At 68.4% G+C, this 22,300-nt stretch carries 20 protein-coding genes; 6 read left to right on the top strand and 14 right to left on the bottom strand.

Going from position 1 to position 22,300, the window contains the following annotated elements; all coding sequences use genetic code 11:
• Window positions 1-160 precede the first annotated feature (160 nt).
• The 4 genes from SD37_RS39580 to SD37_RS39600 all read right to left on the bottom strand — a co-directional run bounded on the left by SD37_RS39580 (window position 161) and on the right by SD37_RS39600 (window position 6,513).
• Window positions 161-592, bottom strand: a complete 432-nt coding sequence (locus SD37_RS39580) for a hypothetical protein (RefSeq protein WP_044855196.1) — start codon at window positions 590-592, stop codon at window positions 161-163.
• A 1,266-nt stretch (window positions 593-1,858) separates the two neighbouring features.
• Complete coding sequence (locus SD37_RS39590) at window positions 1,859-2,980, bottom strand: helix-turn-helix domain-containing protein (protein ID WP_044855199.1); 1,122 nt, start codon at window positions 2,978-2,980, stop codon at window positions 1,859-1,861.
• 22 nt (window positions 2,981-3,002) lie between these two features.
• Window positions 3,003-3,671 (bottom strand): hypothetical protein, encoded by a 669-nt coding sequence (locus SD37_RS39595; RefSeq protein ID WP_044855200.1) that lies wholly within the window; start codon window positions 3,669-3,671, stop codon window positions 3,003-3,005.
• Between the two features lie 151 nt (window positions 3,672-3,822).
• Window positions 3,823-6,513, bottom strand: a complete 2,691-nt coding sequence (locus tag SD37_RS39600; RefSeq protein WP_145926841.1) for a helix-turn-helix domain-containing protein — start codon at window positions 6,511-6,513, stop codon at window positions 3,823-3,825.
• Between the two features lie 202 nt (window positions 6,514-6,715).
• On the opposite strand from SD37_RS39600, the gene SD37_RS39610 reads away from it, so the two are divergent.
• Both SD37_RS39610 and SD37_RS39615 read left to right on the top strand, forming a co-directional pair.
• Window positions 6,716-6,952, top strand: coding sequence for a hypothetical protein (locus tag SD37_RS39610; protein WP_145926842.1), 237 nt, complete (start codon window positions 6,716-6,718; stop codon window positions 6,950-6,952).
• A 1,169-nt stretch (window positions 6,953-8,121) separates the two neighbouring features.
• Window positions 8,122-9,750 (top strand): tetratricopeptide repeat protein, encoded by a 1,629-nt coding sequence (locus SD37_RS39615; RefSeq protein WP_044855204.1) that lies wholly within the window; start codon window positions 8,122-8,124, stop codon window positions 9,748-9,750.
• Between the two features lie 273 nt (window positions 9,751-10,023).
• Here the strand turns inward: SD37_RS39615 and SD37_RS39620 are convergent, their stop codons facing one another.
• The 6 genes from SD37_RS39620 to SD37_RS39640 form a co-directional block, all read right to left on the bottom strand.
• Entirely contained in the window at window positions 10,024-11,508 is a 1,485-nt protein-coding gene (locus SD37_RS39620; protein WP_044855205.1) for a tyrosine-type recombinase/integrase, read from the bottom strand.
• A gap of 79 nt (window positions 11,509-11,587) precedes the next feature.
• A complete protein-coding gene (locus tag SD37_RS44045; protein WP_044855206.1) occupies window positions 11,588-11,869 on the bottom strand; it encodes a helix-turn-helix domain-containing protein in 282 nt (93 codons plus the stop codon).
• A 163-nt stretch (window positions 11,870-12,032) separates the two neighbouring features.
• On the bottom strand, window positions 12,033-12,851 hold the full coding sequence (locus tag SD37_RS39630) for a hypothetical protein (protein WP_052675107.1): 819 nt from the start codon (window positions 12,849-12,851) through the stop codon (window positions 12,033-12,035).
• Window positions 12,852-13,067: 216 nt separating this feature from the next.
• Entirely contained in the window at window positions 13,068-13,736 is a 669-nt protein-coding gene (locus SD37_RS39635; RefSeq protein WP_065913066.1) for a recombinase family protein, read from the bottom strand.
• A gap of 86 nt (window positions 13,737-13,822) precedes the next feature.
• Window positions 13,823-14,269, bottom strand: coding sequence for a hypothetical protein (locus SD37_RS43410; RefSeq protein WP_174567893.1), 447 nt, complete (start codon window positions 14,267-14,269; stop codon window positions 13,823-13,825).
• A 10-nt stretch (window positions 14,270-14,279) separates the two neighbouring features.
• Window positions 14,280-14,486, bottom strand: a complete 207-nt coding sequence (locus tag SD37_RS39640) for a hypothetical protein (RefSeq protein ID WP_052675108.1) — start codon at window positions 14,484-14,486, stop codon at window positions 14,280-14,282.
• Between the two features lie 95 nt (window positions 14,487-14,581).
• Here SD37_RS39640 and SD37_RS44050 point away from each other — a divergent pair, with 95 nt between their 5' ends.
• Window positions 14,582-14,917: a hypothetical protein gene (locus SD37_RS44050; RefSeq protein ID WP_236725214.1), complete on the top strand. Its 336-nt coding sequence runs from the start codon at window positions 14,582-14,584 to the stop codon at window positions 14,915-14,917.
• Here the strand turns inward: SD37_RS44050 and SD37_RS39650 are convergent.
• From SD37_RS39650 to SD37_RS39660, 4 genes are all read right to left on the bottom strand, one after another.
• On the bottom strand, window positions 14,891-15,556 hold the full coding sequence (locus SD37_RS39650; protein ID WP_063774597.1) for a DNA cytosine methyltransferase: 666 nt from the start codon (window positions 15,554-15,556) through the stop codon (window positions 14,891-14,893). The two genes, SD37_RS44050 and SD37_RS39650, sit on opposite strands and share 27 nt — an antisense overlap.
• Window positions 15,549-15,701 carry a hypothetical protein gene (locus tag SD37_RS43345; protein ID WP_167369685.1) on the bottom strand — a complete coding sequence of 51 codons (153 nt, stop codon included), beginning with the start codon at window positions 15,699-15,701 and terminating at the stop codon, window positions 15,549-15,551. Before SD37_RS43345 ends, SD37_RS39650 begins: the two co-directional genes overlap by 8 nt.
• Window positions 15,698-16,819 (bottom strand): TRM11 family SAM-dependent methyltransferase, encoded by a 1,122-nt coding sequence (locus SD37_RS39655; protein ID WP_052675109.1) that lies wholly within the window; start codon window positions 16,817-16,819, stop codon window positions 15,698-15,700. Before SD37_RS39655 ends, SD37_RS43345 begins: the two co-directional genes overlap by 4 nt.
• A 68-nt stretch (window positions 16,820-16,887) precedes the next feature.
• Window positions 16,888-17,964, bottom strand: a complete 1,077-nt coding sequence (locus tag SD37_RS39660) for a hypothetical protein (protein WP_236725215.1) — start codon at window positions 17,962-17,964, stop codon at window positions 16,888-16,890.
• A gap of 629 nt (window positions 17,965-18,593) precedes the next feature.
• Here SD37_RS39660 and SD37_RS39670 point away from each other — a divergent pair.
• The 3 genes from SD37_RS39670 (at window position 18,594) to SD37_RS39680 (ending at window position 22,294) form a co-directional block, all read left to right on the top strand.
• Window positions 18,594-19,601 (top strand): hypothetical protein, encoded by a 1,008-nt coding sequence (locus SD37_RS39670; protein ID WP_044855211.1) that lies wholly within the window; start codon window positions 18,594-18,596, stop codon window positions 19,599-19,601.
• A 92-nt stretch (window positions 19,602-19,693) separates the two neighbouring features.
• A complete protein-coding gene (locus tag SD37_RS39675; protein WP_044855339.1) occupies window positions 19,694-19,984 on the top strand; it encodes a pilin in 291 nt (96 codons plus the stop codon).
• 3 nt (window positions 19,985-19,987) lie between these two features.
• Window positions 19,988-22,294 carry a TrbL/VirB6 family protein gene (locus tag SD37_RS39680; protein WP_236725216.1) on the top strand — a complete coding sequence of 769 codons (2,307 nt, stop codon included), beginning with the start codon at window positions 19,988-19,990 and terminating at the stop codon, window positions 22,292-22,294.
• Window positions 22,295-22,300 lie beyond the last annotated feature (6 nt).

Below are 22,300 nucleotides of genomic sequence, written 5' to 3' on the forward strand. Positions count from 1 at the left end.
CACAACAGACCGCCTGTGGGGCGTTTGTGCAGATCACAAGCTTGCTGATAGGACTCGGGGAGGTAAGTCGAACCTTCCGCACAGGGTCGCGAGCACCGCTACCGCCCAGGCCGACAGCCACATCGAACGTTAGTAGGACGACGACGAACGCCTACGTCAGCTACGCCGAGGTCTTGACGAGAAAGGCCTCCCGCTCGCGCTTCGTGTCGCAGGCGCCCTCACCCTCCTCTATGGACTTCCCATCACCACCATCGTGTGGCTGTGCCACGACGACGTGACCACGACGACCACCGGTACCTCCCTGCGGCTCGCCGATCATCGACTCGCGCTCCCACCTCGGCTGGCCGCACTCCTGGAACGCCTCGCCGCTGAGCCGCCCGCGCCTCACGAAGTGCTTGGCCTGAGGACACAAATCTCGCCCCTGTTGTTCGCCGGGGCCGCAGGTTCGCGACCGATCGCAGCCAACGCACTGTCCCGCCGCCTGGCCGACCACGGGCTGGCCGGGCTCGCGGCGCGCAATAGCGCGCGTCTCGCCCATTTCACAGGTATCGAGCCAGAAACCGCCGTCAAATGGAATCAACGTGCGGCTCATGACCGGACCTCATACCTCGAAGCTCGCCTGCTCAACGAGCCCGGGCCCTGAACCCGCCGGACGCTCGATGCAAGCGGCTACGAGCCGAGCGTCGACGAGGCGCGACTTCCGCGTCGTCAAGTGGGACAACGGAATTCGCCGTCAGGCCGTCAGGGGACGGGTGGCTCTTGGTGGATAGGTAGCGGCGGCGGTCGGTGATGAGGATGGAGACGAGGGTGCCGACGAGTAGCCATGCGGCGAGCTGGGCGATGCCGGTGGCCAGCCCGGTGCCGTCGGTGACCACGGCGCGGAGCGCGAGGACCGCGCCGTGGGTGGGCAGGTAGTCGGCGATGGCGTACAGCGGGCCGGGCAGTGTGGAGACGATGCCGGTCGCTCCGGCCAGGACCAGTACGGCCAGGGAGGCGAGCCGTCCGGCCCGGCCGAAGATCGCCGTGGCCGCTTGATTGAGTGCGACGAACGCGGACGCGGCCAGTAACGCGATCAGCAGGAAGCCGACAGTGCCCGCGATACCGAGTTTCAGGACGGGGACGGCGATCGCGGTGATGGCGAGCGCGGCCAGCGCGGCGGCGGTGGCGCCGGGGATGGCGGCTCGGAGGATGATCTTCCAGGTCGGTTCGCGGGCGGTGAGGACCGCGTCGGGAACGGCTCGGGTAACGATGTAGGTGGCCAGTGCCAGCGCCCACAGCGCCAGGACCGCGAACAGGGTCAGTGCCAGGGTGCCGATCGGTGCGCGGTCGGTCGTGGCGGTGCTGGGGTTGGCGGCGACGGTTTTGAGGTGAGCGCGTTCGGCGTCGGTGTAGGTGGGTACCTGGTCGCGGCCCTTGTCCAGTTCGATGGCGAGCTGGTGGGTGCCTTCGTCGACCTTGATGACTCCGTCATGGAGTTGTCCCGCTCCCGTGGCGAGTTCTTTCGCTCCGCGCCGCCGCCGGTGCCCGGCAGCTCAACACCGGCGTCTAGCAGGCCAACACCGGCGCCCGAAAACTCGCGAGCGGATCCACCCAGCTCGCCGGCGGCCGATGCCTGGCTGCCGACCGGGGACACCCCGACCTACGCCGATGACGAGGCGCTCATCGCCACCCTGCACGCCGTGTGGCGTTGGAGCAGAGACACAGGAGAGGCCGAAACCGCGGGCGACTCCTTCGCAGACCATCGGCAGTGATCCGCTGCGCAGTGGGCAGCTTGCCCTCGCACAGCGAGTCCGCAGTCCGGAGCAGCAGGTTCGTCCTGACCTTTCCGGTCCACAGTGGATTTTCCGGCCAGTGGGCGTTAACCGTCTACCAGCTGCAGGTGAGCGCGGTGAGGCCGCGCTGCCACGACCAGCCCTTCGGAGCCTCCCAGGCTGATCGTCTTCGCCAGTCCGAAGACGTGCCGGTTGAATTCTTCGGAGGTGAGTTTTGTGCTCTCGATGATCGCTTTGACGCCCGAGCCGTTCGCGCGTAGATGCGCGAAGACCTTCTCGAGGATCTGTGATGACTCGGGGATGAGCTGGCTGCCGGGTTCGCTGCGGCGGTAGCCGCGTTTGGCCAGCTCGACGCAGACGCTGCGGTAGCCCCACTCGGTGAGCTGCCCGAGTTCTCCGAGCCGGTGAGCGAGCGCCATAGCCGATACGCGCCACCGGCGGCTGGCGTCGATGAGCTGATCGGGGCTGGCGTTGCGCAGGTTGTGGGCGAGGACGTCGGCTCTGGGCATGAGGAAGGCGGCGGCGAATCGGTCGGCCTGGCGTTCGGCTTCGCGGCTCTGTACGCGTTCGGGTCCTTGGTGCATGACGAGGTGGCCGAGTTCGTGGGCCGCGTCGAACCGCTGTCGTTCGGCGGTTTTGCCGGTGTCGATGAAAACGAACGGCTCATTCTCCGCATAGAAGGAGAAGGCATCGACGTCGCGAACCTCCTGGACCAGGGAGAACACGCGGACACCGCGGGCTTCGAGCAGGTGCACCATGTTCGGGATCGGCCGCTGGTCGAGGTCCCACTGGCCACGGACCCGCAAGGCGATCGTTTCGACATCGTGCAGCGACGCCTCGGGCGGCAGGTTGAGCGAGGGGACGTCCGCGGCTGGCAGCCGGAAGCGCTCGGAGATCCAAGTCGCGATCTCGCGGGCGATGGCGCCGGCCGCGAGCACAGCCTCGCGCCGGAACGCCGGGGTCTTGGTGACGGCGCGGAAGCTCACGGCGTCGACCGGGATCGGTTCGATCTCGGGTTGCGTGAAGAACTCGACCGGCAACCGCACGGCCTCGGCCAGCCGGTCGAGGTACTCCGGGGTCGGTTCCTGGTGGTCCTTCTCCCAGCGGTTGATCGTCTGGGGGCTCAGGCCCGTCCGACGTCCCAGCTCGGCCAGCGTCAGTCCACGCAGGGCGCGCGCCAACTTGATGCGTGACGGTGAGACGGGCACGCGAAAACTCCGCTTCTGAGCATTAGATCGGCTGGACGTCGATATCCGGACCAGTGTCCAGATCGTCGTCCGGGGTGACGATCACACTAGTGTCCGCCCGCTCGTACGGCAGCGGCGGAAGCGGGATCCGCTGGTGATACCTGGTGATCTTGTCCTCGATGCGTTCCGACGGTCGTGACAGCTCCGCGTACAGCAGGCCGTCGCGGTAGGAGAACAGGAACAACCACAGCTGCGGCCGCTCCTCGGGCAACAACTTGGACTGGCCGTCCCCGGTGACGTCGAACAGCGGCGCCGTGTACGGGACCTCGTCGATCAGATCCCGCAGAACCGTGCGCAGCCGCGTCTTCGGACTTGGCGTCCGCGAGGGATCGAACAGGCCAGTGCCGTCGCTTCCAGGACGCACCACCACAAAGAAGGTGCGCGAAGGGTGCCAGGTGCGGGAGAGACCGTCCTCCTCGTCAAAGCCCCAGCCGGTCTGTTCACGGAAGCTGATGACGGCCTCGCTCCACCCGTCCTGCCCCGGTGTCTGCAACGGAGCTACCGGGCTGGCCGCATCCTTCTTGCGCTGACTGTTCTCGACAACGCGGTACAGCAGGTCGACGGTGAGGTCGAGAGGGGCGAGCTGGCTGTTAGCCCAGGCCCGCCACGCGTCGAGGTCGTGGGGGTCCGGCAGGGCGTGCGCGTGGGTCAAACTGCCTCCTCAAAGTTGAGACGACTATAGACCACACCTCAAATGAGGTCCCGTTTATTGCCCCTTAAGCGTGTCGCGACTTCGCCCAGGCTGGACGCAGCGCCGATTGACTGGGGTAGCCGAGCATCCTTCACTTCTGCCCAGCGACTTTTCAGTCCAGACCGAAGCGGACAAGCCGCTCCATGTCCTGCCTGCGGCCAGGTTGTCTTTTCAGCCAGTCCACATACGCACCGAGCGCCATGGGGTGGCCCGTAGCGATGGCGTCCCGGTACGCCTGTTCGGTCTCGTCTTCCCGACCAGGCTGCTCCTCCAGCCATGCCGCGAACACCACGATCAGCTCGGGGTGGCCCGTAGCGATGGCGTCCCGGTACGCCTGTTCGGTCTCGTCTTCCCTGCCAGGCTGCTGCTTCAACCAACCCGCTAAGGCGGAGAGTCCGTCGGGATGGCCGGCGGCGACGGCGTCCCGGCAGATCAGTTCAATGTCACCTTCGCGGCCAGGCTGCGTCCCCAGCCAATCAACGTATGTAGCAAGCGCATGGAGGTGACCAGCCGCGGCGGCGTCTCGGTGAACCTGCTCGGTCTCGACCTCGCGGCCGGGTTGTCCCGACAGCCACATAGCGAACATTCTCAACATGTCGTGGTCACCGGCAGCAATGGCGTCCCGGTAAGCCTGTTCGACGTCCGCTTCGCGGCCAGGCTGCGTCCCCAGCCAGCCAATGAACATAGGAAGCGCGAACATGGCGTCACCGGCGACGGCGTCCCGGTAAGCCCGCTCGGCATCGGCCTCGCGGCCGGGCTGACCTGCCAGCCACGTAGCGAACGCGAGGGACGCCTCAGGGTTACCGGCGGCAATGGCGTCCCGGTATACCTGCTCAGCCTCCGCTTCACGGCCAGATTGCTTCGTCAGCCAGAGTGCAAACATGGAGCGCGTGAAGTGATCACCGGCAGGGAGGGCATCCCGGTACACCTGCTCGGTCTCACCTTCACGGCCCGGCTGTTGCTCCAGCCAATTGGCGAACGCGGTAGGCGCCTCGGGGTCACCGGCCGCGATGGCGTCCCGATAGACCAGGCGGGTCTCGGCTTCGCGACCTGGCTGTCGCGCCAGCCACAGCGCGAACGCGAGGGACGCTTCGGGGTGACCAGTGGCAATGAAGTCCCGGTACACCTGCTCAGTCTCAGCCTCACGACCAGACTGCTCCTCCAGCCATCCCGCGAATGCGCGAAACGCCATGGGGTGACCCGTGATGGTGGCGTCACGGTAGGCCTTCTCCGCATCCTGTCCACGTCCTGGCCGCCCTTCGAGCCACTTAGCTAGGTCGATTAGTGCGTCTGAGGTGTCTGAGGCGCGATAGATCGCCTCGGCGTGCCGGAAGTGGCCGCGCGCTATCGCCTTTTCCGCGATTCTGAGGACGTCGTTGGGGGACGTGGCGTGTTGCTGTAGCGCGTACCAGACTGCGTCGGCGGCGGGCCGTGCGACACGGCTGTAGATGAGGTGCTGTTCGAGGTAATCGGCCAGTTCGTAGGTAGTTTGCCTAGATGTCGCGCCTTGGTCGTCTGTGTGGTCAAGGGGAATGAGGGCTTGGACCCCCTCGGTGGAGCGCAGAGGTTGCGTGGCATGGGCAACTGCGGTGTCGAACCAGTTTCGGGGTGGGCTGCTCCGGCCGCGTTCCTCCCGCCAGAGGGCAATGGCGATCGTATGCAGTAGTGAGGCGGGCATAGGGCTGGCGTGGCCGAGGCGGCGCGCGTCGCCGGCAGCGTCGAGCAGCAGCTGGTCCATGCGGTTCGGCGCGGTGAGGTAGTGCTGGAGGAGCTCTTGGCCACCAGCGAGGGTTTGAGTGAAACCAACACGGTCACGATTCTCGATAGCTGCGGCGAGGCGGTCATCGTCGGTACTGGCGGCGAGGGCGCGAGCCCTGTCGCGCTCACGCGCGGAGAAGTCGCGAGGAATGTCGTGTCGCCTCACCCATTGATTGGCCGATGCGAGGAGATCCCGGCTATCACTGAGGTGATCGCCAGGCGCTGTGGCGTCGCGGAGCTTCTCCGGCCACAGTGTTGCCACCATCACCAAAGGGTATGGGCTCTGCCCTCTCCTGACATCGTAGTTACTTGTGCCTGTGAACAAGTCACGCAGCACATCCAACGACAGCCCGGTCCCATTGTGGCCGAGGAAGGTCTGTAGTTCGTTTAGCCACAGCACGCATCGCCGCCGACCTAGTAGCCCGGTGGTGGCTAGGCCGCGAAGCGCCGCCGCTGATCGAGGGCGGACCACGGCCCAGCCGGGCCCGAGAGCGTGTACAGCCTCGAATAACGACCGGGTTTTTCCTGTTGACGGCCCGCCACATAGCACGATAAGGGCACGTAGGTTACCCGTGGCTGCGGCAGCTACATCGCCATTCAGCAGCGCGTCAAAATCCCGCTGCACATACGCGGGCGGCACGATGCTCACATTCTGGTGATCAACGGAACTTCGACCACGGAGGATCGCCGGGTGAACAGTCGCTTCGGCCGGGGTGAACTGGCCCATCTCCCACACCGTGCAGTCGGCCTGCGCCGCAGCGGCCTTCCACCCCACCGCCGCCGGATCGGGAGTGTGAGGCCTGCCGAGCAGGTGGAGGCGCAGGGCTTCGGCACGTTCGTCATCGTCGGCACCGAGTGCGGACAGCAGGGAATTGAGGATGCGTTCATTGCTGGAGTGGCCGGGTTTGGTCAGGTAGTTCAGAGCCGTCCCTCGACTGCACGAGGCCAGCTCGGCGAGCTTCTCGTAAGTCAGACCGGCGCGATCCTTTAAACCGGTCAGGAGCGTACAGAGCTGCTGAGCGGCGACGAGGCCTGGCTGCACCATCAACACAGCTTCCCACTCGCTGTCAGAGGCGAATTCCGCACCTGCCTACGAATGCATCATCAGCTGCCGCTCGGTCCGATGCACATCCATCGCCTACGAGGGCGCTCTGGGCGATGGATGTGCTGACCAGCGTGGCGGACGGCCGTCATCGTGGAGCCACACCGGCAAATCGGCGGTGACGATGACACGAAAGGTGGTGACGATGGGCCCCAAACCGATCGCACTGCTCACCTCCGCCGCCGGCGGCGCGACGCTTCTATCTGCCCTACCCGCCTGGTGCGTGGTCACCATGGCACTGGTCGCCGCGGCGCTCACTGCTGCCCAGGTGGTCGTCACCCAGGTCATCCGCCTCCGCGCCAGCAACACGATCACCACCAGCGCCCACGCCCTACGCGTGCTGGAGCTCGAAAAAGGCACACGACCGCGACGAATTCCTTGAGTAGCCAGGTCCCGATCGGGTACTCGTTCGGATGTTGCAGGTGTCGGCATGAACCCTGGACAGGTGCAGGGCTCGGTTCAGAAGGCGGGATGGGAAGCTACGGTGATGGTGCAGCCGGACCTCGCCGCCGCTCAACAGCTATGCACGCTTCTTCAAGGGTTTAAAGACCGCGCGGGCCTGACCTACGAGCAACTCGGAGAGATCGCCTCGTGCAGCCGGGGAACGGCCGAGAACTACATCACCAAGCCCGGACATCGGCGTGGCGAGGGGATCCTTATTTCGCTGCTGGCCGCGCTCGCCGTCACCGACGCCGAACGTGATGGGGCCCTGCGCCTGCACCGACTCAGCAGGCGCTTCGCTTCCGATCCGGCGACGGCGGGGTGGTCGGTCGCCGCCGCGGAGGCCAACTGCACGGTGTGGGAAATGGAGCAGTTCACCCCTGCCGAAGCAACCGTTCACCCCGCGATCCGCCGCGACCGTGTTCTCGCTGGCCTCCAGAACACCATCCCGTCGCCACCTGCGTACGCGTCACGGGATCATGATGCACTGCTGCACGCGGACGTCGCGGCTGCATCCTGCGGCGACCTGTCGGCAATGATCATTCTGCGTGGTGGGCCGTCGACCGGAAAAACTCGGTCACTGTTCGAGGCCGTCCACGCGCTCGGGCCTGGGTGGGTGGTGATCCGTCCTCGATCGGCCGCCGCGGTTCGCGGTTTAGCCACATCCGGCTTGCTGCGCCGGCGGCGATGTGTGCTCTGGCTCAACGAATTGCAAACCTTTCTCGGTCCCAACGGGACCGGACTTTCTTTAGACGTACTGCGTGACCTGTTTGTGGCCCCTGGCAACCGCCACCGCAGGACGAACCGAAACTCAGAACCTCTCGTGATCGTGGCGACGTTGTGGCCGGAGAAGCTGCGCGACGCCACCACGTCCACCGATCACCTCAGCGACAACCGGGATCTACTCGTCTCCGCGAACCAATGGGTGCGCTGGCACGACATTCCCCGCGACTTCTCCCCGAGCGAGCGCGACAGAGCCCGCGAGCTAGCTGTACGCACGGGCGATGAGCGCCTCGGGACGGCACTCGATAATCCCGATCGGATCGGGTTCACCCAACCCTCGCCGGCAGCCATGAACTCCTCCAGCACTATCTCGCCGCGCCGAATTACATGGACCAGCGGCTGCTCGACGCCGCTGGTGAGGCGCGTCGTCTCGGCAACACCAGTCCTCTGTCCGCGTCCTTGCTTCGCGCCATCGCCACAGCCCTATGGCGGGAAGAACGCGGCCTAGCCAGCCCGCCACCAGGCTGGTTCGATACCGCGGTCGCCCACGCCACAAAGCCCCTGCGCTCCACTCAAGGCGTCCAAGCTCTCATTCCGCTCGACTGCGCCGACCACCACGACACCAAAACCGAGCAAGCGGCTTACGAACTGGCCGACTACCTCGAGCAGCACCTCTGCCATGCCCGCCGGGCTCAGCCTGTCATCGACGCTGTCTGGAGTGCGCTCCGGCAGCACTGCACGTCCACCGGCGATCTCCGCAGCCTCGCCAGCGCCGCGATGAACCGCGGACGTTTCCAACACGGCGAGGTTCTTTACCGAGCCGCAGGGACCCCGGGCGCGCTGTACGAGCTCGCTCGGTCGTTCGCGGAGCGGCCAGGATACGAACAGGAAGCGGAGCAGGCCTACCGGGATGCCATTGCCGCCGGAGACTTCTACGCGCTGTTCGAGGTCATTCGCTGGCTGGACGGTCAGCCCGGTCGCGCAGGGGACGCCGAGCAGGTTTGTCGGGACGCGATTGCTGGCGGCCACCCCGAGGGGCTGTTCGCGCTCGCTCGTTGGCTGGAGAGCCAACCGGGTCGCGAAATAGAGACCGAACAGGCCTTCCGGGACGCCATCGCCGACGGTGACCCCCACGGGCCCCGCGCGTTCGCTAGTTGGCTCGCGACACAACCCGGTCGCGAAGAACAGGCCGAGCAGGCCTTCCGGGACGCCATCGCCGTCGGTTCCCCTAACTCGTCCCGCACGTTCGCTGAATGGCTGGACGACCAGTCCGGTCGCAGAAGCGACACCGAGCAGGTCTATCGAGACAGCATTGCCCGCGGCAACCGCGACACGCTGTTCGAGTTCGCTCGCTGGCTCGCAGGACAGCCCGGTCGCGAAGTAGAGACCGAACAGGCTTACCGGGAGGCCATCACCGCCGGTTCTCCGTTTGCGCTCCGCGCTTTCGCCGCTTGGATGGCAGGACAGCCCGGTCGCGAAGAAGAGACCGAGCAGATCTACCGGGACGCGATCACCGACGGCCACGGTCCGGCGCGGGCCGACTTTGCGGCCTGGCTGGTTGCCCAACCAGGCCGCAAAGGCGATACTGAGCAGATCTACCGGGACATGATCACCGAAGGCGACCCGGAGGGGCTGTTCGCGCTCGCTCGTTGGCTAGAGAGCCAGCCCGGCCGCGAAGAAGAGACTGAACAGGCCTATCGGGGGGCTATCACCACCGGCCCTTTCTACGCGCTCCGCGAGTTCGCTCACTGGCTCGCGAGGCAGCCCGGTCGAGAAGAGGAGATCGAGCAGGTTTACCGGACTGCCATCATCGCCGGTCACCCCGATGCGCTCTGCGCGTTCGCGGTTTGGCTGGCGACACAACCCAGTCGTGAAAAAGAAACCGAACAAGTTTATCGGGCCGCGATCACCGCTGGCCATGCCGATGCGCTCGACGCGTTCGCTGCTTGGCTGGCGGGACGACCCGGTCGCGAACGCGACGCCGAGCAGATTGCTCGCTTTGGACTGATATGCTAAAGCCTGCACCTATGGATAACGGCCAAGGGTCTGCGGAGAATGGCTGTCCAGAACCGTCAGCTTCGGCCGGCTACTTGTTACGTGATCTTCAACAGGGGATCGTTCGCTGCGAGTTGGTACACCGTGACATCCTGCGCCACTACAGCAAATAGCGGGTCGTCTATAGTAATCAACGAGGACTTTGTCTACCTCAGGGGCCTGTCCGGGCGCAAACCCGGACAGGCCCCAAATTGTTCCCTCGCAACTCACGTTCCGAAGCGACATGAGTTGCTTCTATGCGGCAGAGGGAAGCTTGCGCCGGGATTGACGGGGGACGAGGGACGCGGCAGCCTCTGCGGATTCGCGGGCGAGTTCTGGGAGTACGTGGGTGTAGGTGTCGGCAGTGATGGCGATGCTGGAGTGCCCGAGGAGTTCCTGGACTTCCTTGAGGTCTGCGCCTGCGGCGAGCATGAGGGTCGCCGCTCCGTGACGGAGGTCGTGCAAGCGTACGGGTGGCAGGCCCGCTGCGTCGGCGATCGCCTGGAAGCTGTCGGTGAGTTTGGCTGGGTGGAGGGGGCTGCCGTCCGGCTCGGCGCAGACCAGGCCGTGTTCGACCCAGCGGTCGCCTGCTGTGTCTCGTAGATCGGCTTGGTGCTGTTTCTGTGCGTGGAGGACGTCGACGGTGTCGTTGTCAAGGGCGATGACACGGCCGCTGGCTTCGCTCTTCGGTTCGCCGAACTCGATCTCCCAGCCGATCTGGACGAGGGCTGAGGTGATCGTGGCACTCTGGTTCGCGAGGTCGATGTCCCACCAGGGCAGGCCGCAGGCTTCGCCGCGGCGCAGACCTCGGTAGGCGATGAGGTGCAGTAGTACGTAGTGGGGGTGGCCCTCGGCGTGGTCGAGGAAGGTACCTGTCTGCTCGGGTGTCCACACCATGACCCGCGAGGGCCGCTCTCCTGTGCGTTGCCATCGTTCGACCCGTTCCGGGGTCCACAGGAGTGCTTTGGGGCGGCGCCCTGATGGTAGCTCGATGTGGGAGGCGGGGTTGAACTGCAGAGGGATCTTGGGGTCGCGGATGGCGGCGTTGAGCGCGGCGCGCAGGGTAGCGCGGTAGCGCTGCATGGTGGCGGCGCCGATGATCCGCAGGCCGTGGACGCTTGCGCGGATGTCGGGGTCGTCGCTGGCTTTCGCGGCGGTGATGACGTCGTTGCGCTCGGCCATGGCGTCGAACATCGCGGCGACGTGTTCGACGGTGAGCGCGTCGATGCGGTAGTGCCCGAGGTGTGGAATAAGCCAGAGCCTCATGTGCTGGCTGTAGGAGAGCCTGGTGCTTCCGCGTAATTTCTTGCGGCTGGCCAGCCAGGTGTGCAGCCACTCTTCAACAGTCGGTACGCGGATCGCCGTGTGACCAGCCGCTAGTTTTTGGGTGATGCTTTCCGCTGCCGGGAAGGGTTCTCCGTTTTTCAGACACGTGTCGATGAGGTCTCCGATGGCGACCACAGCCGTGTCACCGTGCGGTTGTGCTGCCTCGACCAAGGCGGCCATCTTGTCGAGCACGTTCTGTGCATCGGTTTGTGTTGGGTATCCCCCGCGTCGTCGGGTGCGGCGGGTTCCGTCGCTGCGTCGGGGAAGTTCGGCCTGGAAGTACCAGGTTCCGTGGTCAGAGCTCCAGGACCCGTTGCGGCGTTTGAGCTTCTGGCAGGTCGCGCCGAGCTGTTGCCCAGTTTCGGGGTGTTTACAAGTGCAGCGTTTGTAGGTGTTGGCGGAAAATTCTTGCATCGGATTCGTTCCTCCCGAAATCCGCAGGCGTGGTTCGGATCACGGCTATGGACGCTCCAATGGGGACAGAGAGGAAGGACTAGCTACGAGGTTCTTCGTCCAGGCCGAGAAGCTCGACCAAGCGGGCTACGGGGATGCGGTAGTTGCGTCCGGCCCGTATGACGGGGACCGGGAAGTCGCCTTGCCGTGCGAGGCGGTACGCCGTCGTGCGTCCGATGCCGAGCATGGTGGCGGCGGTCATGAGAGTGGTGGTGACACCGAGGTCGCGGAGGTGCTCGCGCGACCAGGCAGGGTGACTCTCGTCGACGGATGCGGAGGTCTCGGTGTGGGCGTCGACGACGAGCTGTGGTTTGTGGTGCACTGTGGCCTCCTGGAACGAGGGCTGGTTGGGATAGTCGCTTCTCGTCGATGGCCGTAGCTGGGCGCTGCGGCAGGTTCTGGCCGTTGGGGTCCGGGGCGGCCCGGTAGGCAGTGTCAGGGGGACTGTCTGGTCCGGTACGGCGATCTGAGCGGTAGCGCGGGCTTTAGGGCGTGGCAGTGGGAGGGCCGCTACGGCAGGAGAACGGGCTGCAGCCGTCCGGGTCGTCTTCTTCGGCGTCGGTGGCACTGCGTGTGGCGTCGAGGTCGACGTGGTCGAGCGGCCGGAGCGAGCGGTGGATGAAGAACTGGCCGCGCAGCGGTTTGCCGTTTGCGTTGGCGCGCGGGCTGCCGTGACGGATCGCTTTGTCGAACTCGACCAGGTCGGCCCACGCGTGGGGGTCGGTGTCCCGGATGAACCGGAGCCGTGAGTTTCCCGAGTAGGGACAACCGATGCACGAGCTTTTCACGACCGCGCCCATGCCGCGCTCGCACAGCAGCGTCAGGCAGTCCGAGCGCGATAGTCCAAGGTCGATGAGCGGGAATATGTTGCGCGTGTAGTTGACGTCGGAGTCCTTGGCGCGGTGAAACTCGTCGGTGGAGATGCCGATGGCCTGGTCGACGAACACACCACGTGGCACCCGCATGGGATGCGGGTAGCCGAGGATCTGGCGGATGGCTTTCTTGAGCGGCTTGATCTTGTACTCGCCGGTGCATTGCCGGCGGGCCATCCCTCTCGTGCCGTCGGGGTTCTTCACGAACAGCGGCATGGTGACGAATCGGGACTCCGGTTTGAGGGCGTCGTGACGGATGTTGCCGTTCGACACGGTCAGGACGGGGATCCCTGCCCGCGCGCCGATGCGGCGCGCGGTGTCGAGCTGGGCGTAGACCTGTTTCGGTTCCCAGCCGGTGTCGGCGAAAAGGGCTGCGTCGAAGGGCGGAATCTCACCTTCGCAAGCAAGCAGAAACACGCACAGGCTTTGCACTCCGGCGCCGAGGCTCAGGTAACGGCCGCGTGGCTGGCCCGGGTACCGCTCGCGATGGGACCCGCTCGTGCGTCGAGCGCTGGTGCGGGGAGGGCGAGTCGCTGGGTGGGGCCGGGTGGCGCCGCGGGCGGGTGTCGACGCGCGGGGTGTTCGGGTCTGGCCGGGGCGTTCTGCGTCAGGTCGGGTGGTGGTCATGGTGAGTGCTCCCAAGGGTGGTCAGGCGGAGAGGTCGTGCGGCTGGGCGAGCAGGCGGTGCCGCAGCGCGCGCCGGGTGTCAGTGGTGGGGTTCTGCGCGGCCCAGAACAGGGCTGTGGTGATCAGGGCGCGGTGAGCCGGCTGGTCGGAGAGCACCCACTGCTCGGCGGGACGGAGGCGGTTGCTCTCGTCGCGGGTGCGCAAAGCCTGATAGCCGGTGTATTTGAGGTTCGTCAGGATTCTGGTGACGGCCTTGTCGTGCCAGGTGCCGGTGGTGCCCGGTGGTGGGTAGCGGTCGGGATTGTTGTTCAGCCGCTGGGTGATCTGGTCGACGTCGAGGCCGGTGACCGCGCGCCAGTAGAAGATGTGCTGCACGACCGGGGCACGCAGCGGGTCGGGGGTGAGCCGGGTCCGGGGTCTGCCGCTGCCCGAGCGAGTCCCGGCGACGTCCATGGCGCGGTAGCCGTAGGGCGCGCGGTGCACGTTCCAGCCTTGGCGAACCAGCGCGGCGGTCGCCTCGCTCGCCCTGCGCAGCACAGGATGCTCGGCAGCGACGTCCACCTCGGACGGGGCTTCCGGCAGCGGGCGCTCAGGTGGCGCGGGCAGGACGCGTGAGACGTTCTGGCCGTGCCGGGTACCCAGCCAGCGTCGAAGATGCTGGAGAAGCCTGTTGGGGCGGTTGGTGGGCATGGCGGTACCTGCTTTCGATGTGCTAGAAGAGGCGAGGCACCCCGAACCTCGGGCCGCTGGAAGCCGGGGTGCCTCGCGGACCTGGCTCAGCGGGTCGTGGTGCGTGCTCGGGCCGAGCGGGCCGGGCGCGCCCGGCCCGAGGAATGGGTGGTGGCGGGCAGAGCCTTACTCGTGCCCTGCCCGCACCGAGCCGAATTGGTGGCGCGGCGCTCGCGCGGGTGGTGTGGCGGCGCGGCCCAGTGGCACCTGGCCGGGGCGTGGGCGAGTGCGGCTAGGTCGTCGAGCAGGTGGCGTAGAGCGCGTGCGGCCTGCTGGGGCATGACCCCGTTGCCCAGGGCACGTAGTTGCGCGGTGCGGGGCAGTTCGAGGTGCGTGGCGGTGACCCAGCCTGGGGGCAGGCCCATGAGCCACTCGACGAACGGCGGCGCGAGCACGGGGCGTCCGTGCCGGCCGGGCTGGGTCGGATACGGCGCGGCACGACCGGTGATGAGTTCCCACCGGTACACGGCGGCGGCGTATTCGCCCCAGTTCACCGGCCTGGGTTCACCGCGTGCTGTGCGGCGGGCGCGTGGTGCGCGGGTGGTCGTCACGGTCCTTCACCTCCTTCCGCGGGCGGGGCTTCGGTGCGGGTGTGGTGACGGCGATGACGACCGAGGGCAGCATCAGATCGCCTTTCGAGCCGCGCTGCGCGGGACAGCCTTTGGTGCCGTCGGTCGCGCGCGGGGTCGGCAGAAGTCGTGGAGTGTCCATGAGGGCTGGGTCTCCTTGTCGTGGGCGTGGCGGAGATGTCGGTGGACGAACCGCCGTGCGCGGTCGGGGTGTCGGCGGCAGGGCCCCACGCACCGGTGGAAAGGCAGCTATCGATCCCTGCGCTGTGGGCCGCGGCGCACCACGTTCCGTCCGGCGGTGGCGTCGGGGTGCTCAGGGCGCGGGCGCGGTCGGGAAGAGACGGTCCGCCGTCGTGCGTGTCGTGGGTGCAGTTCTTCGCGTCCGAGGCGGTCGGGGTCGGCAGCAGCCGCACCGAGTCAGTCAGCGTCACGCACCCCGCCGGGATCAGGCGGCCCGGTTTCCGTGCGGTCTGGATCGCCGACGACCGCGAGTCCGCCGTCGTCGGAGTCGGCGGCGGCCGCAGCTGTGTCGGCTTGACGACCGAGTCAACCGCGTCGTTGAGGTTGACCTGATGCCCGCCCGCGCGCCGCCGTGCCGGGTCGACCGGGCCTCGGGGTTCGCCGTCGCGGGCCTGCGGGGTCGGCATCATCCGCATCCCGTCCCGGGGCGGGGACGGCACACAGGAACACGCGTTCACGACGGTGGGCGGCTCCGATGTCGGCGGCTCGTACGCAACGCCAGACCGCGTCATACCCCGCTTCGGCCAGCCCCGCGAGTACACGGTCGAGGCCGCCGTTCTTCCAGCGGAGGGCGGCGACGTTCTCCACGACGACGAGGCTCGGTCGTAGTACGCGAATGGCGTCCAGGATGGTGTGCCACAGTCCACTGCGAGCGCCTTTCTCGATACCCGCGCGCCGACCGGCGGCGGAAATGTCCTGACAGGGAAAGCCCGCCGTGAGCACCTCGACCGGTGCGACGGAGGTGAAGTCGACCGCGCGCAGATCGCCCAGGTTCGGCACGCCGGGCAGGCGCGCGGAGAGGATCGCGGCCGCGTGCGGGTCGACCTCCGAGTACCAGGCGATGCGCCCTCCGAGCACGGCGGCGACGCCGAGGTCGAGACCGGCCACGCCGGTGCACAGCGACCCGATCACCGGGCCGTCGGTCGCGACGAACCGCAGCGGATCCGCAGTGTCGGTGTGGTGCTCAGGCATGCTGTGCCTCCCGCGTGACGGGTCGCCGGTCCGAGTCGTTGCCCGGCGGCGGGCAGCGGTGCCGGGTGGCGGCGCGCCGGGCTGTGGCGGGATGCCGGAAGCGCTCGTCCCAGCCGCAGTCCCGGCAATGCACCCGCGTGCTCACGACGCCCACCGCCCACGACTCACAGCCCCGTCGCTCGTAGCGGCGGGCCCCTCTCCCGACGACGCCGAGTTCGGCGTGCCGCTGGGCGTAAGGGGTTTGGCCAGGACGATGACGTCCTCGTGCGCGATCAGGTGCAAGGGCAGGCCCTGCTCGCGCTGTTTGCGGATGAAGTCGCGCTGGAAGAAGCTTCCGCGGGCGACCAGCTCGCGGTCGGCGACACGAGCCAGCAGGGCGACGCAGCGTTCGACCGGGACCAGCCCGGCCGCGAGGCCGCAGGCGATGATCTGCGACGGGAGGTCGATCAGTTCGGAGTGCTCGCGCCAGGGCCGGACGGTGATCGCGATGTGCCCGCCGGGGCGCAGCACGGCGGCGCAGCCGGTGAGGATGCGGGTGAAGCCGGCCAGCAGCCGGTGGTGGCCGACGTTGGCGAGGTTTCCCCGGTCGAGGGCGCTGCCGTAGCGGTGGTGGTACTTGTGCACCTTCCCGTCCTGCGAGCCCGTGCCGCTGGTGACGACCTGCCCGTGCGTGGACGGTCCATACGGCGGGGAGGTGATGATCAGCGCGACCTGTCCCCGGTATTTCTCGGGCAGCAGGAACGGCAGTTGCCGCGCGTCGCCGTGCACGATCTCGGCGTCGTGGTCGTGACCGCGTTCCCGGGCCAGCTGGAGGTTCGCCTGGGCGACGGTGACCCAGTGCGGTTCGTACTCGACGCCGACCGCGCGGCGCCCGGCGTCGATCGCCTCCACGAGCGTGGTGCCGGATCCGGCCATCGGGTCGAACACCAGGTCCCCGGGCCGGGTGTAGGCGCGGACGGCGTGCGCCGCGACGGCCGGGAGCATCTTCGCCGGGTGCGCGGTCGACTCGGGCACATAGCGGCCTTTGCGCTGGGAGGCCGGCGAGGTCTGCGCGGTCGCCCACACCGACAACGGCAGATCGCCGACGTCAGTCACGCCGGTCGCGATGGTCGGCCCGGATGGGTCGTGTCCGGTCGTGGTGCCGGTCTGTGCGGGGCTGGTGTCGCCGGTGGTGTCGAGGGCGTCGATGAGCGTGCGGGAGATCGGCACGGTCGGGTCGTCGCTGCCAGGGGTGGTCGATGTCGCGGGGTGCTGGAGGGACATGAGGGCGCTGCCTTTCGCAGGTACAGGGGTGGCCGGGGAAGGCCCGGTCGGGCGTAGCGGGGGCGGGGTCACTGGCCACCTCCGGCGCCGGGCGCGGCGGGCACCGGACCGGTCCCGGCGGGCGGTGCGCCGGGGTCGGCCGGTTGCGCGAACGCGAGGACATCACCGTGTGCGCGCAGGTGCGGCGCGGGCAGTCCGCGCACCGTCGCGCGATGCCGGACGCGGCCGTACTCGGCGGCCACCGCCACGCTCGGCGCGGCTCGCAGGCGCCCCTTCTCCACGGGGGCGTGCAGCACGACGATGTGCTGCAAATAGAGCAGATCGGCGTGCTGGGCGGCGGCCACGATCGCGCCGGTCGGGTCGGCCAGCCGACCCCGCGTCCAGTCACTGTGCGTGTACACCGCGAGGATGCCGCCCTGACGCAGACGGTTCGCCGCCAGGAGCGCGACCCGGTCCAGCGGCACCGACTCGGCGGCATGGCCGGGCAGGGACACGATCACGAGATCCGCCCGCGCGCCGCGCTCGGACACCGGTCCTTCCACGCTGCCGGTGGCACCGGTACGCGCCGGGGCCGACGGTGTTCCGGCCAGCGCCGCGGACGCGTCGCTCGCGTCGGTGACGAGGTCTGCCCAGAACGGTCGCGACGACGCGGCGGAGCCGCCGTCGCCGCTGTGGAAGATGACGGTGTCGGTGGTGCGGCCGAGCGCGCGCACCGCTTCTCGCGCGGGCGCCACCGAGGTCTCGCCAGTCGTCGCCGAACCGCCCGCACCGGAGCGCGGGACCGTGGTCGGTGCGGGGCCGAGGTCGACCAGGACGACGTGCGCACCGGGGTCGGTGAACGACGCGGTAATGGACTCCACGATCGGTACCGGCCACACCGCGTGCGTGTCGATCGGGTCCGGCCCGCACGTCCACACCGTCGCCGGAGTCGGCGCGGTCGACGACGGCGCCGGGCGCCGGCGCGACGAGGTCCGCGTGCCCTCGGGACGCGAGGTGCTGTCGGTCCCGCCGGCACCTGCCGTGGTGTTGTGAACGCGGGCTCCGGGGTAGGGAACGCGGTCGCCACCGCGCCCGGTGCGCGGCGGGCGGTCCGGGTGTGTCCGGCGACCGGCGCCGTTGTCCGGCGACTGTGCGCGCTGGGTCATGAGAAGCCTCCTGAGCGAGTGCCGCCGGTGCGAGGCCGGCGACGGGATGCCGTCACCGGCTAACTCCGGAAAAAAGGCGATTTGGAGACACCCGATCCCAAAAAAATTCAAAAGAGTTTCCGCGATCCAGAAACAACCAACGCATCCACGCCCGGGCAGAGCGACAAAGAGCGCCGTGCGGCGTCCCCTCAGCGCCTGGTTCCCGTTGTCAACCGGGTATCCGATTCGGCAGTGGAATGTTTCTCACAGCTTCTTTTCGCGCACGCCGCGGGGCGCTGTCTCTCAGGATCAGATCTTGAGGCGCCACGATCGCTCACCGACAACGTCGAGGCGTGTCACCGCAGCTCAATGCGATGTTATGGGGCGCCTCAAGCGTTGCGCTCATGCCCTCGCGGGCACGCTCGCCCGACCGCACGCATCGTGCCCGTCGCCGCCCTTGAGGCGCCCTTTGAGGCGGTTGCGAGGCTCTTTTGAGGCGCTTTTGAGGCGCCACTCCTGGCTTTCTGGTGGCCGCACTGATTCAGCCCTTACCAGGAGTTGCCACCATGGATTTTCCGCTATCGAAAACCGGGCCTGACCCAGACTTTTTCGCTCTTCGCCGCCACGATGAATACGCCCACGACGGCGGGGTGTTCGACGCCGCTATCGCGACCTTCGGGTGGCTGGTGACCGGCCCGCATCCCGTGTGCGTGGACGGTGCGGCGATCTCCGGGCTGCCGCCGCGCCCGGTACCGCTGGACGAGCTCGGCACGCTGCTGCTGCGCCAGGAATGTGTCCAGGCGACCCGGGACGCGGCGTGGGCCTATCTGGTCGCCCGGGCACGCGCGGAGGGCGGCACCTGGACGATGGCGTGCGTCGGGCTGGCGATGCCGGTGCTGCTGCCGGTCGCCGCGCAGCTGACCAACCGGTTCCGCGGGGACAAGCACGACATCCATTCCGCCGTCCTGACCGGATTCCTCGCCGGGCTCGGCGAGGTCGCGCTGGACCGGCCAGCGATCCTCGTGCGGCTGCGATGGGCGGCCTACCGCGCCGGTTACGCCGCGCTGCGCGAGGCGCTCGACGCACCGCCCCCAGTGGACGAGGAAGAGGGCGACGCGCCCCCCACGGTCGAGGACGCCGACTTCCGTTCCGCACCGCCGCCCCGCGCGAGCGGACACCACGACCTCGTGCTCGTGGCCGCTGTCCGAGCGAGCGTCATCACCGCCGACGAGGCCGCGCTGATCTCGGCCACCCACTTCGGAGAACTGGCACTGGCGGAGGCGGCTCAGGCGCGCGGGGAGCGCTACAAGACGACCCAGAAGGCCCGGCATCGCGCCGAGCAGCGCCTTGCCCGCTTCCTTACCGAACCGGCCGACGGCACCTCCGGCGCCGCACCGGCCGCCAACCGTCGCGACCGCCCCGGCACACCCCGCCACCCCTCCCTGCGCCTATCACACACCCACCGCCTGCGGCTACGCAGCGTGACACGTCTGAGTCCGGAACTGGCGAGGAAATTCGTGCGCCCGGCGCCCTCACACGACCCGGAATCCGGAGTCACAGCACGCGGGACCCGGTCGGCGGCGAACCCGCACCACCACCAGTCGCCCGGCCCCGACCGCCGCACGGCGCTCACTGAGGAGGTCCCCTCATGCGACTGACACCATCGCACCGCCACCGTCCGCACCCGGCTTTTGCGCGACGGGGACACCATCGCCGTGTCGTGCTGATCGGGTGCCTGGTGGCCGCCGGAATGCTGCTGACGTCCTCGGCCGCGCGGGCGGACACGGTCCACTACGTCGCGCTCGCGGCGACGGTCGATCAGGTCCTCAACAACATCCGCAACTGGATCATGGGGATCCTGGCCGGGGTCGCGGTCGTGTTCATCACCATCGGCGGCCTGCGCTACCTGATGGCCTCGGGTGATCCCGGCGAGATCGAGAAGGCCAAGGGCGCGTTCAAGGCCGCCGGCATCGGCTTCGGGCTCGCCACGCTCGCCCCGCTCGTGGTCGAGATCCTCAAGGGCATCGTGGGCGGGGTGTGAACGATGACCACACCACGCCACACACCTGCCACCCGCCCGCGCGACAACAGGCTCATGGTCGGTCCGCCGACAGACCCCGCCCGGTGCCGTCGCCGACGTGGTGGCCGGGGACGCCGGCTGCCCTGGCGGCGGTGGGCTCGCGCACTCGCGGTGCTGGTGCCGCTGCTGGTGGCCGTCGCGGGAATCGCGCTGACCGCCTCGGCCGCGCCTGTGTCCACGCCCGCTCCCGTTGCTGCGGCGGTGCCGCTGGCGCCCGCGCAGCCGCCGGTCCTGCCGCTGCCGCCCAATCCCAGCTGCACACCGGGTTCGGCTGAACCCGCGTGCCTACTGCCGACGCCTTCGCCTCCGCGACCCGTGCCTCCGACGGGCCCGCCGAGCACGCCACTGGTCCCCGGCCCGTCGGCGCCGCCGGTGTCGTGCTTCCCCGGCTCGGTGCTGCCCGAGTGCGGCAATCTCCCCACCCAGCCGCCGACGAGCCAGCCGTGCGAGGGCCCGAACTGCATCCCGCAGCCGGTCCCCCGCGATCCCGGCGACGACGAGAGCGAGTGCGGGTTCACCGACCCGGTCGCGTGTGTCACCGAGGCCATCGACACCTTCTTCCGCGGCCTGGTGATCGGCGCGCTGAACCCGTTGCTCGATCTGCTGGGCAAGACGGTGCTGTCCACACCGGACCCAGCTCTGCTGCCCGGCATCGGCCAGGCCTGGAACGAATCGTGGCAGCTGATGCTCGCCTTCTACGGCAGCATCGTCGTCATCGCCGGGGTAATCCTGATGGCCTACGAGACTCTGCAGACCCGGTACACGATCAAGGAGATCGCACCCCGGCTCGCGGCCGGGTTCCTCGCCGGGACGCTGTCGTTGTTCTTGGCGACGCGGGGCATCGAAATCTCCAACGCCGTGAGCTCGGCGCTGATGACCGGCGCGATCAACCCGGACACCGCGGCCGACGCGATGACCGACATGATCCTCGGCTCGCTCAACGGCGGCGCGGGCTGGCTGCTGTTCATCGGACTCGCGCTCGCGGTGATGCTCGTGGTCTTGCTGCTCACCTTCATCGTGCGGGTCGTCGCGACGATCCTGCTGATCGCGGCCGCGCCGATCCTGCTGATGTGGCACGCCCTCCCCCACACCGAAGGCGTCGCAGTTTTCTGGTGGAAGGCCTACGGCCTGGTGCTGGTCATCCCGGTCGGCCAGGCCGGAGCGGTGACGGTGGCCTTGCGGGTGTTCTTCACCCCGGGCGGGTTCACCGTGTTCGGGCCGACGCTGAACGGGCTGACCAACCTGCTGTTCTGTGTCGCGTTGCTGTGGGTTCTGGCGAAGATCCCGTTCTGGTGCCTGCGACCCCTTCGCGGTAGTGGCGGCCGGTCGATGCTCGGGTCGCTGGTGCGCGGCGCGATCGCCTACAAGACGATGGGCCTGCTCGGCGGCGCCGGATCTCTCTTCGGCGGCAAGGGCCGCAAGCCCGGCACGTCGTCTCGTGCTCGTGGACGCGACACCGCGCCTGCGGATCCGCCGTCGACGCGTACGGGCCAGTTCATGTTGCCGATGCGGGTCCGCCGGACACGTCCTTCTCCCGGGCGTTCCCCGCGTTTAGGTGAGCTGCCGGGCACCGGCGCCGAAGCGGGGAGGAAACCCGGGCCGGGTCAGATGTCGCTGTTCACCACGAGCGGTCCCGGGGACGAGCAAGCGGTCTCGGCGAACCCTCGGGCCCTCCCGCCGGACTCCCTGCCCGGTGCGCTGCCCCGTTGCCAGCTCGGGCTGCCGATCACCACCCGTAGGGACTCAGATCGGGTCGGGCGCCGGTCGCTGGCCGACGATCTCGCCGCACGAGGCGCCGGGATGCCGCCGCCGGTGCCCCAGGCCGGGCTGTTCACGAGCGATGGGCGGGTCAATCGCAACGCGCGCCCGCCCGCGCATCTACCGCGCGCGCTGATCGCGCCGAGCACGGGAATGCTGCCGATCCATCTGCGGCCCGCACCACCGGCCACGCCTCGACGGTCACTCGCCGATGACCTCTCCAGCCCGGCGCCGGCCAGTCCGCCGCGGCAGACCGGGCCAGGGCTGCTCACCCCGTCCGGCCGGATCAACCGCGCCGCGCGCGCCCCGCGCCGCCCGGCACGGGATGCCTACACCGGCAACCGGCCACTCGCCTCCGGCCAGTACCCGCTGCCTCTCGGCGTCCGCCGCCGGCCCACACCTCCGCCACCCGTGAGCGGAGCGAGCGTGTCACCGCCGCCGAAGCGGCGAGCCGGAACGCAACTGCGCCTGCCCCTGGACCTGCCACCCCGGCGGGGTCCGAAGACGAAGTGAGGACCG

The organism is Amycolatopsis orientalis (assembly GCF_000943515.2).
Taxonomy (GTDB): Bacteria; Actinomycetota; Actinomycetes; order Mycobacteriales; family Pseudonocardiaceae; genus Amycolatopsis; species Amycolatopsis orientalis.

Bases quoted from the DNA above. Each gene is read 5' to 3' on its own strand.
- SD37_RS39580 (WP_044855196.1), bottom strand. From the start codon at position 592: ATGAGCCGCACGTTGATTCCATTTGACGGCGGTTTCTGGCTCGATACC.
- SD37_RS39600 (WP_145926841.1), bottom strand. From the start codon at position 6,513: ATGGTGCAGCCAGGCCTCGTCGCCGCTCAGCAGCTCTGTACGCTCCTG.
- SD37_RS39610 (WP_145926842.1), top strand. From the start codon at position 6,716: ATGGGCCCCAAACCGATCGCACTGCTCACCTCCGCCGCCGGCGGCGCG.
- SD37_RS39615 (WP_044855204.1), top strand. From the start codon at position 8,122: ATGGACCAGCGGCTGCTCGACGCCGCTGGTGAGGCGCGTCGTCTCGGC.
- SD37_RS39620 (WP_044855205.1), bottom strand. From the start codon at position 11,508: ATGCAAGAATTTTCCGCCAACACCTACAAACGCTGCACTTGTAAACAC.
- SD37_RS39635 (WP_065913066.1), bottom strand. From the start codon at position 13,736: ATGCCCACCAACCGCCCCAACAGGCTTCTCCAGCATCTTCGACGCTGG.
- SD37_RS39640 (WP_052675108.1), bottom strand. From the start codon at position 14,486: ATGGACACTCCACGACTTCTGCCGACCCCGCGCGCGACCGACGGCACC.
- SD37_RS39650 (WP_063774597.1), bottom strand. From the start codon at position 15,556: ATGCCTGAGCACCACACCGACACTGCGGATCCGCTGCGGTTCGTCGCG.
- SD37_RS39655 (WP_052675109.1), bottom strand. From the start codon at position 16,819: ATGTCCCTCCAGCACCCCGCGACATCGACCACCCCTGGCAGCGACGAC.
- SD37_RS39660 (WP_236725215.1), bottom strand. From the start codon at position 17,964: ATGACCCAGCGCGCACAGTCGCCGGACAACGGCGCCGGTCGCCGGACA.
- SD37_RS39675 (WP_044855339.1), top strand. From the start codon at position 19,694: ATGCTGCTGACGTCCTCGGCCGCGCGGGCGGACACGGTCCACTACGTC.
- SD37_RS39680 (WP_236725216.1), top strand. From the start codon at position 19,988: ATGACCACACCACGCCACACACCTGCCACCCGCCCGCGCGACAACAGG.